Origin of the sequence: Helcococcus bovis (assembly GCF_046035835.1) — a bacterium.
In the GTDB taxonomy this organism is placed as follows: domain Bacteria; phylum Bacillota; class Clostridia; order Tissierellales; family Peptoniphilaceae; genus Helcococcus; species Helcococcus bovis.
Genome location: NZ_JBFNGB010000010.1, coordinates 14,261 through 30,819, shown reverse-complemented (window position 1 = coordinate 30,819; position 16,559 = coordinate 14,261). Strand labels below are relative to the sequence as shown.

Below are 16,559 nucleotides of genomic sequence, written 5' to 3'. Positions count from 1 at the left end.
TCAAGGAGAAAAGCAAAGCGTACCTTGATAGGGATAGGCATTGTTTGTAGCATTATGCTGCCTTTTTGAAATAACTTTAAACCATCCTAGATAATATTTTAGAAAAATTTTATTTCCATATTGATAAAAATATAAAAATGATGTATTATAATAATTGAGAATTATTCTCATTTAATTATATAATATATTAATTTGGAGGTGCAAATAATGAATAAAAGAATAAATATTTTTGCTTTATTACTTGTATTTTGCATTATTTTGACGTCTTGTGGACAAAAAAATAATCAAACATCAAAATCTGATAGTAAAACTGAAATTACTAAGGAAAGTAATAGTAAGGAAGGTAAAAAATTAATATACACCACATTTTTTCCAGTAACTGATTTAACAAAGATGATAGTAGGGGATAAAATGGAAGTTAAAACTATAATAAAAGGTAGTGAAGAGCCACATTCATTTGAATTAAAGACTGATGATATGAAAAGTATTATAGCTGCAGATTTAGTTGTATATAATGGTGCAAATATGGAAAGCTTTATTCCTGATTTAGAAAAAGCGGTAGGAAATAAAGATAAGTTTTTAAATTTATCTCAAGGTTTAACCTTATTAAAACAAGGTGATGGATTAAACGAAAGTAACGATATGGTAAACCCTCATACATGGTTGAGTGTTAAAAATGCAATAGAGCAGTTAGACACTATATATAAGAAACTTTCATCTATTGACCCTGAAAATGAATCATACTATAAGGCTAATTTAGAAAAAGCTCAAGAAAAATTTAAGGAACTTGATAAGAAATTTGAAACAGAATTAGCAAAAGTTAATAAGAAAGATAAATATTTTGTAGTTAGCCACGCAGCATTTAATTATCTAGCTAATGATTATGGTTTGAAACAAGTAGCGGTAACAGGTATTTCTCCAGAAGACGAACCTTCGGCAAAACAATTAAAAACTATTGCTGATTTTGTAAAGAAAAATAATATTTCAACCATATTTTTTGAAGGGAAGGCAACTCCAAAAGTTGCAGAAACTTTAGCGAAAAATACAAATACTAAGACATCGACTATGTATACTATGGAAAATTTGACAGAAGAAGAAGCACAGATGGGATATTTAAAGTTGATGGAATTAAACTTGAAAGCTTTGATGGAATCATTCAATGACTAAGGTTTTAGAAATTGACAATTTATCTTTTTCTTATGGAAAAGATAATATATTAAATAATATTTCGTTTGAGGTAAATAAAGGGGAATTTGTTGCAATAGTAGGAGAAAATGGTAGTGGAAAATCTACTTTATTGAATTTAATATTGAGTAATTTGACACCTAATTCCGGTAAAATAAAGCTTTTTGGAGATTATATTTCAAAAGATAATCATTATCGTGATATTGCGTATATTTCACAAAATGCGGTTAATGCATACAAAAATTTTCCGACCACAATTAATGAACTTATAAGTAATCATTTGAGTTACTTAAAAATAAAAGAAAATGCGGAAAAATTTTTAGAAGTGGTTGGATTGGAAAATCATAAAGATAAAGCTTTATCTCAGTTATCTGGAGGGCAGTTACAAAGAGTTGGATTGGTTCTTGCATTGATTAAAGATGCAAATTTAATTTTGCTTGATGAACCTACAAGTGCGATAGACAAGAACTTTTCTAGAGAGTTATTTTCGTTGTTGAAAAAATTAAGTAAAAGTGGGAAGACGATAGTAATAGTAACCCATGAATTAGCTGAAATTACGGATTACGTTGATTATATAATACATTTGAAATCTACAAAAGCACATAAGCATAATACTGATGATTGGAAGGAATTAATAAAATGTTAGATATATTTGAATATGAGTTCATGAGAAGGGCGTTTGTAGTAGGAGCATTTTTAGCGATAATCCTTCCTTGTATGGGATTGCCAATAGTTTTAAAAAGATTATCAATGATAGGTGATACTTTATCTCATTCTTCATTAGCCGGATTAACCATAGGATTGGCATTTGGAATACATCCTTTGTTAAGTGCAATAATAGCATGTATTATTGCTGGCTTGAGTATAGAATTTATTAGAAATAGGTTAGTTGCATATCAAGAAATATCAACAGTGATTATATTAGCGGCATCAGTGGGTTTAGCAGGTATATTCACAAGTTTAATAGGAAACAGTAATTCTCTCAGCTCTTATTTATTTGGTTCTATAGTAACAATAAGTGATTTAGAATATATATTGGTATCGATTATATCATTATTGGTTTTTATAATATATATGTTTTTATATAAGCGTATATATATAAGTGTATTTGATCCAAAAGCTGCTCATATATTGGGAGTTAATACTAAGATGATAAATTTTATGATAACTTTTTTGAGTGCTATTACAATATCCATATCTGCAAAAACTATAGGATCTTTAATAGTGTCATCTCTTTTAGTAATTCCTGTAATTTGTTCAATGCAATTTACTAAAACATATAAAAATACACTTATATTTTCTATAATATTTTCTATAATTTTTGTGTATTCAGGCTTGATTATATCTTATATATATAATTTAAAACCTGGATCGGTTATAGTTTTGGTGTCTGTTGTATTTTTGATAGTATCAATGTTTATTACAAAAAATAGGAGGTAATTTTGAATAAAAGACAATTAAAATATAAATTTATTGTATCGTTAGCGGCTGTTGTTTTTTTATCAACAGGATGTTTTAATAACAAAAAGGAAGAAAAAAAACCTGAAGTTAAAAAATCTGAATTAAAAACAGTATCACCTGTATTTAAGGAAAAACAAAATAAATACAAAGTAGATAAGACAACTGAGGTACTTGTTGATGCAGAGATTTCTAAGGAAAATATAGTTAGAGTAGTTAAACACGGAGATCACTGGCATGTTTGGACAAAGGATGGGGTAGAGCATATAACTTATACTGATCCTGCTAAATTAGAAACAGGTAATAAACTATCTTTGGTTAGTGTAGTTTCAGTTGAAAGATTAAAAGGAATGGATGTTGTAAAAATTTTAAAACACGGAGATCACTGGCATGTATATACATCTGACGGTAATGAATATTTAACATATGAAAATCCTCAGTCAAGTTTTAGAAATATAGAAATTGGAACTTATGTAGGAAGTCACGATGATAATCATGGATATTCACAAAGTAGAGGAAGCTCATCAAAAGGGAAAATAGTTCTTACAAATCCTGTTACTAAGGTTGATGATAAATCAGGAAAAGATAATTCGGTTTATGAAAAAGGTTCAGATGTAATAAGAATTTTACAACATGAAGATCATTATCATATATATACAAGAGATGGACAAGAGTTTATAAGTTATGTAGATCCACGTTCAGAATATCCGAATGCGAAATTTGGGCAATATGTTGGAAGCCATGGAGATAATCAGAATATAAATAGAAGGATAAAAAATTCTGTTGAAAATGCTGAGTATGTGTCAAAGGTATTAGAAAAACCTTCTGAAAATACTGATAAAATTAAAAATCCACCTAAGGGGAAAATTGCACTTATTTCAGTTGAAAATGATGAATCAAATTTAAGAAAATTAAATGTAAATAAAATTTTATTACATGAAAATCATTATCATATCTACACAACTGATGATAGAGAAATAATATCTTATAGTAATAAAGTTCCTGAAATATTTAAGGGAATTCAAATTGGGGAATATAAAGGTTCACATGGAGAAGTGCATCATATTGATGAAATAGAGTGGCCTGAAGGTATTGATAGAATAGTGGACCATGGAGATCACTGGCATTTATATAGAGGTAATGTTGAGGTAAATGTGGTAAGACAAAATCCTAGAGAAAAATATCCTACCGCTGAATATATCGTTGAAAATGTAAATAAAAATAAGCATATTGTAGTTAATGAAAGTGAAAAATTTAAATATAGCGATGTAGAAGCAAAATTGGTGGAAAGTGTGTTACCATATTTAGATCCTAATCTTCAAGCAATGACTGATTTTGGTAGTCTTAGAAATGCAGAATATCCTGTTTATGGTTCAAATAACGTATATGATGATATATTTTATTGGTTACATGGTAATCACTATCATGCTATAAGTATAGATCAAATTATACAAAATGCAAAAGCTGGAGAATATGGGACTAATACTGCACGAGATGTAGTTGCTACATTAAAATATAAAGTGCAAAATAAAGGGGTAAGTTTAGAAGTAAATTACGATATAGATAGAACGGCTGTACAAAAGTTCTTAATGAAAGAATATGGTATAGAAGAAAAATTAGAAGTATATAATATTGGAAATAATTTTTATGTATATAAAAATGGAAAAACAATAACATTGCATTTGAAAGATTTTTCAATGAAAGATGGACAAGTTGTATATTTAAAAGATTTACCTGAAATAAAGCCTAAAGAAAATAAAGAAGAAAAAGATGAAGAGATACAAGAAAATAATACACCTAATCTTTTCAAGGATCATGAATTTAAGGAACCAAATAAAGATGAGATAGTTGAAAATCAAGATAATGAAAATGAATTAAATCCTCAAATTCAAGAAAATGAAAATCAAAAACCTAAAGAAGAAAAAGAAGAAAATTTAGAAGATGAATACCCAGAAAACTTTATTTCTCAAGAAGAAAGAAAAGAAATGGAAGAAAAAAAAGAAAAAGAAAATTTAGAAAAACTTTCTAAAGCTTTAGGTATTGATGAAAATGATGCTTTTGATAGACTTTATGAATTATTTGATGAACTATATGAAGAACTAGGACATTATCCAGCAGTTAAAGATATTGAGGTTAATGATGATGGTTCTATAAAATATCAAGGAAGAGTTTATACTATAAAATCTAAAGATGAGTAATAGTATACAAATTTAAGATATTTTTTATAAATAGAATTAAAGCAATATTAAAAATCGTTAAATACAAAAATGGGTTTAAAATAAATAGTGTTGGTGAATGAAAATTCCCCTTCACTATTTTTATTTTAAACTTAAAAGTTGGGATAACATATTTATGTTATCCCAACAGAAATTTAGAATATTTAAATATTATTAAATTTGTTAAATCTTAATACTCTTAGTTACATCTTCATCAAATTCTTTTAATTTGCTATTTTTCTTAGCGATAAATTGAACGAACCATATAAAGAATATTACTGCGAGAGCTCCGATAGCGTAACTTGCTTGATAACCATTAAATCCTAATCTCTCATCTAATTTGAATCCTAAATCTGCGTGCATAATGTATGATGTTACTATAAATGTATAAAATGAACCAGGAATTAATCCTATTAGGAAATTTTTCTTGTGAATTTTTAAGTATACTGATATTACTAAAAGTGCAAATACACCTGTTAATTGGTTAGAAAATCCGAAATATCTCCATAATTTATTAAACCCATTTGCATCAGTTTTAGCATAGTATAAAATCGCTACAGCAGGTATAAACAATAATATAGATAAAAGAATTCTTTTTGGAGCAACTTTTTGATCGATATTAAATTGTTCAGAAACCATAAGTCTTAACGCTTTAAAAGCTGTATCTCCAGAAGTTATTGGCAGGATAATAACACTTATTACTGCAAATATACCGCCGACATTACCCATGAATTTTCTAGAAATTTCTCCAACCATTAATGTAGCAGGAGTATTGATTCCTTTACTTGCTATTGTGTTGTATACAACCATAGCACCTGCAGCCCAAGCCATAGCTATAACCCCTTCAACTAACATCATATTGAAGAAAGTTTCTCTACCTTCTCTTTCGTTAGTAACAGTTCTAGAAATTAAAGTTACTTGTTAACCATGGAATCCAGAAAAGATACCGCATGATACTGTAATGAAGAATACAGGAATAAATCTAGATCCTAATGGATGTTTAGATAAAAAGTTCCCTTCAGTCATAGCTTTTAAATTTGCACCACCTGTAAATAAAACTCCAAAGAATATACCAAGAGCTGAAACTAATAATAAAGCTCCAAATATTGGGTAAATTCTACCAATTATTTTATCAATTGGAAAAACTGTTGATGCGATATAGTAAAGTAAAATTATACCGTAAATAATATATATTGTATTGGAATTAGGATCCATGCCTAATAAATCTTTAACAATAAGGTCTCCAGGTGTATATATAAATACAACCCCTACTAGCAATAGTAATACTCAGTTAACTAAGTTGTATACAGCGTTAGTCCCTTTTCCGATATATTTAGTAACTAGCTTTGGTAGTTGAGCCCATTGTTACGCATAGAAATCATACCTATAAAGTAGTCATGCATTGCACCAGCTAAAATACAACCCAAAGGAATTGTGATAAATGCAATAGTACCGAATAGTATACCTTGGATAGGACCTAAAATAGGTCTTGTACCTGCTATGTTAAGTAATTCAATCAATTGGTTTCTCCATTTTTTCATACCAACATAGTCAATTCCATCTGCTTGTTTAATTGCAGGCGTTTCTCTATCATCAGGACCGAATACTTTTTCACAGTATTTACCGTATATGTATCCTCCTAATGCTAATAATATAATTCCAGATATGAATAAAATCATATAATCCTCCTATAATTTTTATATGATAATGTTATCATATTTTTTTTTATTTAAGCAATTATTAAAAATTAATGATATAAATTGTAAAAAGAAATTTGACTTTTATAATAAAAGGTATTAAAATAATTTTGTCAATTAAAATAAATGCATTGAAGAGAAGAGTAAATTTATGAATGCTTAAAGCGAGTCCTATTTGGTGTGAGAGGATAAGTTGAAGTAAGTTGAAGAGAGCCTCAGAGCATATAAGTCGATAAAAGGAGACTTATACGGTAACTCCCGTTACAGAGTTAGAGTATGATTGTACTTAAAGAGCTTTATTTCGTGAGGAATAAATAAACAAAGGTGGTATCGCGAGCTTTCGTCCTTTATGGGTGGGGGCTTTTTTTATTTAATAAAATTCTATATTAATATGGAATTTCTTAATTAAGTATTATAAATATAATAAAAAAAGGAGAAGGAAATGAAAAAAGAATATGAAATTTTAAAAAATGCTGACAAAGTCGTTTTAGCTTATTCAGGAGGTCTAGATACATCAATTATGATTTCATGGTTAAAAGAACATGGAGTAAAAAAAGTAATATGTGTTTCTGCTGACTTAGGACAAGTAAAAGATTCTAAAAAGTTAGAAGAGAAAGCCTTAAAATCTGGAGCAGACAAGTTTTATAATTTAGATCTTACTGAGGAATTTTTAAGAAATTATGCATTTAAGGCTCTAAAGGCAGGAGCGAAATACGAAAACCAATATTATCTTGGGACAGCTTTAGCTCGTCCAATAATAGCTAAATCCTTAGTAGAAATAGCTAAAAAGGAAAATAGCGATATTATAGTTCATGGATGTACTGGCAAAGGAAATGACCAAATTCGTTTTGAAGTATCCATTATGGCTCTTGCACCAGAAATAAAAGTAATAGCACCTTGGAGATTTTGGGAAATGAAGGGAAGAAGTGATGAAATTGCCTATGCAAATGCTCGTGGCATAGAGGTGAATGTTGGAAATGAAGAAAAATATTCGGAAGATGAAAATATTTGGCATATTTCTCATGAAGGTCTAGATCTTGAGGATATAAGTAAATCAGCTGATTATAAAAAGATATTAAAATGGGTGTGTCCTCTCGAAGAATGTAAAGATGAAGCGGAAATAATATCAATAGGATTTGAAAAAGGAAATCCAGTATCTATTAATGATATTAAATTAGATTCAGTTAGTTTGATTACAAAATTAAATGAAATTGGTGGGCGAAATGGGATAGGAGTTTGTGATATAATTGAAAGTAGAATGGTTGGTATGAAGTCAAGAGGCTTATATGAAAATCCTGGTGCAAGTATTTTATACGCAGGGCATGAAATTTTAGAATCAGCAACAGTATATCCAGATACACTAAAGTATAAGCAAAAAATGGCTTTGGATTATGCTGAATTGTATTATGGAGGAAAAGTTTTTACAAATATTATGGAATCAATGGATGCATTTATTGAGGTTAGTCAGGAAAATGTAACGGGTACAGTTAAACTTAAATTATACAAGGGAAATATTATTCCATATGGTATAGAAGCAAAAAATCCTTTATATAAGGAGGATTTGGCAAGTTTTGAAGCTGATCAGGTATATGACCAATATGATGCTACTGGATTTATTAAATTATATGGACTTGCTACAAAAGTATATGCTCAAGGGGACAAACAATGAAACTTTGGTCAGGAATGCTTACTGGAAAGCTAGATGATATTGCAGAAATATTTAACAAATCTATTAATGTTGATAAGAGAATGGTATTTGAAGATATTGAAGCATCTATAGCACATGTGGAAATGTTAGGTAATTGTAATATATTAAATAATGGAGAAGTTATAAAAATCGTAGATGGGCTTAAAATTTTATCTAAAGATATTCAAGAAGGAAGTTTAAAAATAGACACAAATTACGAAGATATTCATACTTTTATTGAGGTTAAATTAGTTGAAAGAATTGGCGTCGTAGGAAAAAAAATGCACACAGCTAGAAGTAGAAATGATCAGGTAGTTACAGATTTCCGATTAACTTTAAGAAAAGAATATAGAGAAATTACAAGCCTTTTAGTAGAATATATAGAAGAAATTACGAATTTAGCACAATCTAATTTAGATACAATTATGGCTGGATTAACTCATTTACAACCAGCTCAACCCGTAACATTTGGACATCATATTTTGACCTATGCGTTTATGGGTTTAAGAGATTTAGAAAGGATGAAAGATTTTTTTAGAAGATTAAATCAATCACCTCTAGGGGCTGGTGCTCTAGCCACAACTACACATCCTATAGATAGAATATATACAGCAAAAAAATTAGGATTTGATTCTATAATGCAAAATTCAATAGATGCTGTAAGCGATAGAGATTTTGTGATTGAGTTTCATTCAAATTTATCGTTAATAGCTATTCATCTATCTAGATTGTGTGAGGAAATAATTTTATGGACTAGTCAACCTTTTTCGTATATAAATCTGTCTGATGAATATTCTACAGGGTCTTCTATTATGCCGCAAAAAAAGAATCCTGATATGGCAGAACTAATTAAAGGGAAAAGTGGTAAGATAATAGGAAATTTAAATCAATCATTAATTATGGTAAAGGGATTAGCTTTAGCCTATTCTAAAGATTTTCAAGAAGACAAACAAAGTCTTTTTGAAAGTATAGATATAATTAAATTAAGTATAAAAATTATTACAGGAATGTTGAAAACTCTTAAAATTAACAAGGAAAATATAGAAAAACAAGCTAAAAAGGGTTTTATAAATGCTACTGACCTTGCGGATTACTTAGTTGAAAAAGGAGTAGCTTTTAGAGATGCTCATCATATTTGTGCGAAGATAGTTGGAAAATGTATAAAAGAAAATATTGGATTGGAAGATTTAAAACTTGAGGATTATAAAAAGGAATCAGAATTTTTTGAGGAAGATCTTTATACTAAAATAGATCTTTTAACATGTGTAAGAAATAGAAAGGTTTTAGGAGGACCTAATCCAGAAGAGGTAAATAGGCAGATTGATTTTGTGAAAAGAGCGATTAATGATGAGTTAAATAATAGGGGAGAATAAATGAACAAAAATATGGTTAAAAAAGTTATAACGATCACTTTTTTTAATAATTTCAATGTTTTTAGCTATTCAGATTGGAAAAAGGGTTCCGATTTTAGGGTCAGCGATTTCGGCAATTTTAATAGGATTTATCATTAGACATACTCCAATATTTATTTATTTGGATAAGTCTATTAATAGTTTTGCAACTAGGTATATGTTAAAAGGGGGTATTGTTTTACTAGGATTTACTCTTTCATTAAATGTAGTAAGCAAAGTAGGAATAGAAGTTTTAATTGTTTTATCTGGAGAAATTTTAGTTTCAATCTTAGTTGCTATTATCGTAAATAAGATATTAAAGATAGATCATAAATTAGCTTTATTATTAGGAATTTGAACATCAATTTGTGGAGGTTCAGCAATAGTAGCTACATCTCCAATTTTAGAAGTTGAAGATGATAAAGTTGCAGTTTCAATAACTACTATGTTCATTTATTCTGTGGTTGCTCTGTTTGTTTTACCTTCCATTGGTAAATTATTAAATTACAATGACCAAATGTATGGGATATTGGCTGGAGCAGCTGTAAATGACACAGCTTCTGTAGTTGCAACATCTTCATCGTGGTCAGAAGAAGCGTTAAAAATTGGTGCAGTAGTAAAACTTGTAAGAACATTGTTTATAGTTCCTGTTACTTTAGGGATTATTGCATATAAAATAAGGAATACAAGTTCGAATAATAAAACAAAGAATAAAGAGAATAATAAAGGTGTTAAACAGATAATATCTTTAGTTCCGGGATTCGTTGTATTATTTATATTAGCTGTTTTATTAGCCACGTTTGTAAATATATCTCCGAAAATAAGTTATTATATAAAAACAATTAGTTCATATATGATGACCTTGGCACTTGTAGTAATAGGATTAGGGGTGCATATTAATGATATAAAAAAAGCAGGACTTAAACCTGTAATATTGGCAGGAATAAGTTGGATTTCGGTTTTAGGACTAACTATAGTACTAATAGGCATTTTATATTAAAATCTATATTATTAAATAAAATAGTAAAGGGAGGTTAAGTATATGAAAATCATGAAAAAAATTCTAGGGGGGAACTTTACTTGTACCAATGATATTTGCAGCTATTATAAATACTGTTTATCCTACATTATTTCATATAGGAGGAGTAACAGAGGCTTTGCTTAGTGGAAATAGTCTAGAATTTGTACTAGGAGTAACAATATTTATTTCTGGAAGTTCATTAAAATTAAATAATATTACTATTGTAGTAAAACGTTATGGTGTTTTATTGATATTTAGGACGATAATATGTGTTTTATTAAGCTTGTTGTTCTATAAAATATTTGGATTAGATGTTTTTTTTGGAATTAGTTTGATAGCATTTATTGTTACATTAACATCTATTAATCCTGCGCTATTCTTAGCTATAATGAATGATTGTGGCGACGATATAGATAACTCATCATTTGCATTTGTATCACTTTTTGCTACACCAGTTATACCAATGCTTATATTTGGTTTAACACAACCTATAAATATTGATTTTATGCCATTAGTATCTATGGTTGTTCCTCTTGTATTAGGAGTTATAATAGGTAATTTAGATGCAGATTTAGGAAAGTTTTTATCATCTGGAATGCCTTTTATTATCTTCTTATTAGGTTGGGCTGTTGGTTCAAAACTCAATTTAATTGAAGCGGTTAGAGCTGGTTTGTCAGGTATATTAATGGCGGGGTTATATTATATTTTTACAACTATTCCTATGGGTTTTGTAGAAAAAAAATTGCTTAAAGGAAAAGGATTATCTTCTATTGGTGTGTCAACTATAGCAGGGATATCTGCAAGCATACCTATTATTATGGCAAAAAACAATCCGTTGATGCTTAAATACAGCACTAAAGCAGCAGCTATAGTATCATTAGGGGGAGTTATTATGGCGATAATATCACCTTATTTATCAAAAAGATTAGTTAAAAAGGCTTAGAAATTTGAGTATAATTATTTTAATAATATTGGGGTAGCATAAATATGCTACCCAAATAGAAATTTAGAGCAATAATTTATTTAATTTTTAAAACTCTAGTTTTATTTTGCACTTGACCAACCTCAATCAATTGGTAAAGCAATACCTGTTACATATGACGCTTCTACAGAACCTAAGAATATTGCGCCAGCATTAAGTTCTCCTTGTTTACTAGGTCTATGCATTGGTACAGTTAAGTTCATATAAGTTTTGAAGTCATTATTTGAAAGAGTATCTTCTGTCAACTCTGTTGTAAAATACCCTGGACAAATTGTATTTACAGTAATGCCTTTTGGAGCAAGCTCTGCACTAGCTGCTCTTGAAAAGTTTACTACACCAGCTTTTGTAGCGTGATAAGCAGTTTGCATTTGATTTGTTCCAAGTAAACCATATATAGAAGCAATATTAATTATTCTACCATGTTCTTTTTTAATCATTTCTTGTGATACCCTTCTAGTTACATTGAATACTGAAGTAAGATCTATATCCATAGTAAATTGCCAATCTTCATCGGATAATTCATTTACAGGGCCGCCTTTTGATGAACCTGCATTATTTACAAGAACATCTATCTTACCAAAATGATTTATAATAGAAGTTACTGCTTTATCTATATCTTCAGTATTAGTTACATTAGATTTATGGTAAAAAACTTCAAGACCATATTTGCTTTCAATTTCTTCTTTTACCTCTTTAAGTCTTTCTTCTCTTCTAGCAAGAATAACTAGATTAGCACCAACTTCGGCAAATCCATGAGCCATTTGAACCCCTAGTCCTGAAGATGCCACGGTAATCATTACAACTCTGTCTTTATAGTTAAACATACTTACCCCCTTTTCTTTTTATTCTATACTATAAAACCTTTAATTCAAGTAATTGGAGAGTATTTATTTGTATTTTTAGACCAATTAGTACAGAATTATTTTGATTTGGGATAAATCGATTAAAAATTGACATTTTTTTGACTAAGATATATAATCTAGTTGTAATACAGTCTGGTATAATAAAACAAATATATATACAAAGGAGTGTAGTATGTGCGAAAAAATGAGAGCGATTGTGGCAACTAAGGACCACAAGGCGGAAGTAGTAGAAAGACCAGTTCCTAAACCTGGCTATGGAGAAGCTCTTTTAGAGATGGAATGTTGTGGGGTATGTCATACAGATTTGCACGTAAAAAATGCTGATTTTGGTGATGTTACAGGTAGAATATTAGGTCATGAAGGTATTGGTAGAGTTATTGAACGTGGAGAAGGAGTTACATCATTAAAAATAGGCGATCGAGCTTCTGTGGCATGTTTTTTGAAGGTTGTGGACACTGTGAATATTGTACAACAGGTAGAGAAACATTATGTAGAACTGTAAAGAATGCTGGATATACAGCTGATGGTGGAATGTCAGAAAAAGTATTAGTTACAGCTGATTACGCAGTTAAGTTTCCAGATGGACTTGGCTCTGCTGAAGCATCATCAATTACATGTGCAGGGGTAACAGTTTATAAGGCTATTAAAGAAACTAATGCTAAAGCTGGACAGTGGATAGTAATATCTGGGCTTGGTGGATTAGGAAATCTAGCTTTACAATATGCTAAAAATGTATTTAATTTAAAAGTAGTGGCAGTAGATGTTAATGATGGGCAATTAGAATTTGCTAAAAAATATGGTGCAGATGTATGCATAAACCCTATTAAAGAAAATCTAGGTGAATATTGTCAAGAAAAATTAGGGGGAGTTCATGCAGCGGTTGTTACGGCTGTAGCTAAATCTGCATTTAATGATGCAGTAGCATCAGTTAGATCTGGAGGTAGAGTAGTAGCTGTTGGGTTACCTTCAGAATCAATGGACTTGAGTATCCCAAGATTAGTTTTAGATGGTATTCAGGTAGTGGGTTCTCTTGTTGGAACAAGGGAAGATTTGAAGGAATCTTTCCAATTTGGAGCAGAAGGTTTAGTTGTACCTAAATGTGAAATGAGACCAATGGAAGATATAAATGATATATTTGATGAAATGGAAGCAGGTACTATAAGAGGAAGAATGGTTATAGATCTAACTAGAAAATAAATATAGTAATATAAAATATCTGTTGGGGATTTCTCCAACAGATATTTTTGATTTTTCCTCTTTAGAGGGTTGAGCACGCAAAGCGTGCGAAACAATAAACCACCCGCTACGCGGGTGCGGAAACGAAAAGTTATACGATTTGTTTCCAAAAAATTCTCCAAGTAATAGAATAAAGGTGTTCAAGCTTTTATCTAAACAAGGAGAATTTAATGGCGAATAAAGCGAATAGTGTTAATGTCAACATAAAAATGTACAAAATTGATTATATAAAAATGTACACTTATTCCTCCTTCATATATTCTTTAAGTCTGTATGAATTTCCAGTTATAGATACGACTGTTGCGTGGTGTAACAGTCTATCTATAATTGCTGAAGCTATTTTCTTATCATAAAATAGCTTTGACCATTCATTAAAGTTTAAATTTGTAGTTATTATCGTACTTTTCTTTTCATATCTTTTATCAATAAGTTGAAATTACAATCTTTCATCGCCATCATTTAGTGGTAAATAGCCCATTTCGTCAATTATTAATAATCTATACCCTGTGTAATGTTTTATTCGTTGTTCTAGCTTATTTTCTAACTTTGCTCGTTTTAAGTTTTCTATTAAATCATGACATTTAATGAAATATGTGCTTATTCGTTTTTTAGCACTTTCTATTCCTATTGATGTTGCTAAATGAGTTTTTCCAACTCCACTATTTCCAAGAAATATTATATTTTCATTATTTTCTAAAAATTTTAATGAACAAAGCATTTTTATTTGATTTTCATTTATTTCTTGATTAAAACTAAAATCAAAGTCATTTATTGTTTTTATATGTGGAAAACTAGCCACTTTTATCATTTGATTTGCTGCAACATATTTTTTATTTTCAACTTCATAATCAGTTAACTTTAACAATCCATCAATTAATGATATATTTGGTTGATTTAATTCATTTTCTAAATGAATTAACATTTGTTTTAAATTCAAATATTCTAAATTTGAAACTAATCTTTCATAATTGATACTATTTTCCATAATTTCCTCTAATTTTACTTAAATTTTCATTTACTAAAATTTGAACTTTTTTATCATCATAACTAGGTAAATTATTCTTGAAAATTTCTAGATAATGGCTTTTATGATAGTTTAATTTATTTTTAGAAATATTGTGAACTGTTATTACTTTTGTGTTATCATATATGTGTAGTTTATTATTTTTAACTATTAAATTAACTCTTTTATTTTTATATTCTGGTGGTAGAGAATATTGATTACTTTTGTATGAAATCATACAACTAGAGTTAACTTTAAGAATTGTTGAAGATATTTTGTAAAGATTTCTTAGTGATTCATTTGGTAATGGCATTAAGGAATCTTTTTCAATTTCTAACAAACTTAATGGTATATTATTTGTGCCTTGATGAATATTTAAGTTTACTCTATTATTAATTTTTTCTACTAATTTTAATAATTGTTCATAATTAATTTTTGTTTGATAAGCATAAATTTCTTTAAGTATTTTCATACTTGATTCAACTTTGCCTTTAGTTTGAGGTCTTCTAGCCATACATGCTTTTAAGCTTATATTAAAATCATTTAAGAATTGATTAAATTTATTATTAATTTTTCCATCAGAATCCTTAGTTCTTGGTTCATCCATAATTGTTTTCATATTATCTGATAAAATTGTTTTTGGAACCCCTTGTATTAATTCAAAAGATCTTGTTAAAAAGTCTAAAACCACATCTTGCTTTTTATCTAAAGATACATGAAAAATTCTATATCTAGAGTATGAAAGTTGAAATACAAAAATATTTAATTTAATTATTTCACCATCACTAGTGATAAAGGTCATATCTTCTTTCCAATCAATTTGAGCTTGTTCACCTAGAGAAGTTTCAAATCTAATTTTTGCACCATCTTTATATTTTTTCTTAGAAAAATATTTTTGGAATTTATCATTGTTTAATATATATCTTCTAAAACTTGATTCGCTTACATTTAAATTATGATTATCTTTCAAATATCTGTAAAGTATTGATTTAGAGTAAAATCTTTGAATTGAATTTTCATCTAAAAGTTCTTCGATTATATTCTTAAAATTGTCTATTTTTGAAGATTTATTTCTAGTTTTTTTCTTTTCATATCCTTCGTAATATTTTTTTATTGTTCTTCTATCCACATTTAGTTCATTAGCTAATTGTGAGTAATTAACTTTTAAGTTGTTTGCATCCATAATTGTTTTTAATGTTGATAAGTCTTCTAAATTTTTAATTTCAAAATTTATATTATTTAGAATTAATGAATATTTCATATATGTCTCCTAATATTTAATATTTATTTATTTTATCAAATTGTACATTTTTATTTTGTCATTTTTGTACATTATTATATTATCATTTACACGAATAGTTTAGCACACACAAAATGGATGTGTAAATATCACATAGTATTCACCCCAAAGTATAGAAGAAAAATAATATTTAATCAATATAAAAGAAGTATTGGTGAAATACTAAGAAGATTGTGTAACTACAAAGGAGTAGAAATAATAGAAGGTCATTTAATGAATGATCATGTTCATATGCTAGTAAGTATTCCACCAAAGATAAGTGTATCAACATTCATGGGGTATTTGAAAGGCAAAAGTGCACTAATGATATTTGATAAGCATGCAAATTTAAAATACAAATTTGGAAATAGACATTTTTGGGTCGAAGGATATTATGTAAGTACAGTAGGACTGAACGAAGCAACAATAAAAAAATATATTCAAGAGCAAGAAAAAGCTGATATAGCGATGGACAAATTGAGTGTAAAAGAGTATGAAGACCCCTTTAGGGGTTAGGTTGAAGTAGTAAGTATCCTCTTTA

General features: G+C 28.8%; 12 protein-coding genes, 3 pseudogenes and 1 other annotated feature. Of the genes and pseudogenes, 11 read left to right on the top strand and 4 right to left on the bottom strand.

Annotated features, from left to right (window positions below; all coding sequences use genetic code 11):
- Positions 1–204 precede the first annotated feature (204 nt).
- The 4 genes from ABGF48_RS04535 to ABGF48_RS04520 are packed head-to-tail and all read left to right on the top strand — an operon-like array spanning position 205 to position 4,841.
- Entirely contained in the window at positions 205–1,167 is a 963-nt protein-coding gene (locus ABGF48_RS04535) for a metal ABC transporter solute-binding protein, Zn/Mn family (protein WP_408105180.1), read from the top strand.
- On the top strand, positions 1,160–1,831 hold the full coding sequence (locus ABGF48_RS04530) for a metal ABC transporter ATP-binding protein (RefSeq protein ID WP_408105152.1): 672 nt from the start codon (positions 1,160–1,162) through the stop codon (positions 1,829–1,831). The genes ABGF48_RS04535 and ABGF48_RS04530 overlap by 8 nt, the downstream gene beginning before the upstream one ends.
- Positions 1,825–2,625: a metal ABC transporter permease gene (locus ABGF48_RS04525; RefSeq protein ID WP_408105151.1), complete on the top strand. Its 801-nt coding sequence runs from the start codon at positions 1,825–1,827 to the stop codon at positions 2,623–2,625. Before ABGF48_RS04530 ends, ABGF48_RS04525 begins: the two co-directional genes overlap by 7 nt.
- Before the next feature lie 2 nt (positions 2,626–2,627).
- The gene (locus tag ABGF48_RS04520) at positions 2,628–4,841 is read left to right on the top strand and encodes a hypothetical protein (protein ID WP_408105150.1); all 2,214 of its coding nucleotides are present in this window, start codon (positions 2,628–2,630) and stop codon (positions 4,839–4,841) included.
- A 201-nt stretch (positions 4,842–5,042) separates the two neighbouring features.
- Here ABGF48_RS04520 and ABGF48_RS04515 read toward each other — a convergent pair.
- Positions 5,043–6,538: pseudogene (locus ABGF48_RS04515) on the bottom strand (carbon starvation CstA family protein).
- Between the two features lie 140 nt (positions 6,539–6,678).
- Positions 6,679–6,907: a binding site (T-box leader), on the top strand.
- Between the two features lie 91 nt (positions 6,908–6,998).
- On the opposite strand from ABGF48_RS04515, the gene ABGF48_RS04510 reads away from it, so the two are divergent.
- From ABGF48_RS04510 to ABGF48_RS04495, 4 genes and pseudogenes are all read left to right on the top strand, one after another.
- Positions 6,999–8,225: an argininosuccinate synthase gene (locus ABGF48_RS04510; protein ID WP_408105149.1), complete on the top strand. Its 1,227-nt coding sequence runs from the start codon at positions 6,999–7,001 to the stop codon at positions 8,223–8,225.
- Positions 8,222–9,616 (top strand): argininosuccinate lyase, encoded by a 1,395-nt coding sequence (argH, locus tag ABGF48_RS04505; protein WP_408105148.1) that lies wholly within the window; start codon positions 8,222–8,224, stop codon positions 9,614–9,616. Before ABGF48_RS04510 ends, argH begins: the two co-directional genes overlap by 4 nt.
- Before the next feature lie 55 nt (positions 9,617–9,671).
- Positions 9,672–10,634, top strand: a pseudogene (locus tag ABGF48_RS04500) (YeiH family protein).
- Between the two features lie 88 nt (positions 10,635–10,722).
- Positions 10,723–11,598 (top strand): 2-keto-3-deoxygluconate permease, encoded by an 876-nt coding sequence (locus ABGF48_RS04495; RefSeq protein ID WP_408105147.1) that lies wholly within the window; start codon positions 10,723–10,725, stop codon positions 11,596–11,598.
- A 122-nt stretch (positions 11,599–11,720) separates the two neighbouring features.
- Here the strand turns inward: ABGF48_RS04495 and ABGF48_RS04490 are convergent, their stop codons facing one another.
- Positions 11,721–12,461, bottom strand: a complete 741-nt coding sequence (locus ABGF48_RS04490; RefSeq protein WP_408105146.1) for an SDR family NAD(P)-dependent oxidoreductase — start codon at positions 12,459–12,461, stop codon at positions 11,721–11,723.
- 211 nt (positions 12,462–12,672) lie between these two features.
- On the opposite strand from ABGF48_RS04490, the gene ABGF48_RS04485 reads away from it, so the two are divergent.
- Both ABGF48_RS04485 and adhP read left to right on the top strand, forming a co-directional pair.
- Positions 12,673–13,002, top strand: coding sequence for an alcohol dehydrogenase catalytic domain-containing protein (locus ABGF48_RS04485; RefSeq protein WP_408105145.1), 330 nt, complete (start codon positions 12,673–12,675; stop codon positions 13,000–13,002).
- A complete protein-coding gene (adhP, locus tag ABGF48_RS04480) occupies positions 12,933–13,697 on the top strand; it encodes an alcohol dehydrogenase AdhP (RefSeq protein WP_408105144.1) in 765 nt (254 codons plus the stop codon). The genes ABGF48_RS04485 and adhP overlap by 70 nt, the downstream gene beginning before the upstream one ends.
- 280 nt (positions 13,698–13,977) lie before the next feature.
- On the opposite strand, the pseudogene istB reads toward adhP, so the two are convergent.
- Positions 13,978–14,658 (bottom strand): annotated as a pseudogene (istB, locus tag ABGF48_RS04475) (IS21-like element helper ATPase IstB).
- Positions 14,659–14,710: 52 nt separating this feature from the next.
- Positions 14,711–16,000 carry an IS21 family transposase gene (gene istA / locus ABGF48_RS04470; protein ID WP_408105143.1) on the bottom strand — a complete coding sequence of 430 codons (1,290 nt, stop codon included), beginning with the start codon at positions 15,998–16,000 and terminating at the stop codon, positions 14,711–14,713.
- Between the two features lie 84 nt (positions 16,001–16,084).
- Here istA and tnpA point away from each other — a divergent pair, with 84 nt between their 5' ends.
- Positions 16,085–16,534, top strand: a complete 450-nt coding sequence (gene tnpA / locus ABGF48_RS04465; RefSeq protein WP_456264604.1) for an IS200/IS605 family transposase — start codon at positions 16,085–16,087, stop codon at positions 16,532–16,534.
- Positions 16,535–16,559: the final 25 nt, after the last annotated feature.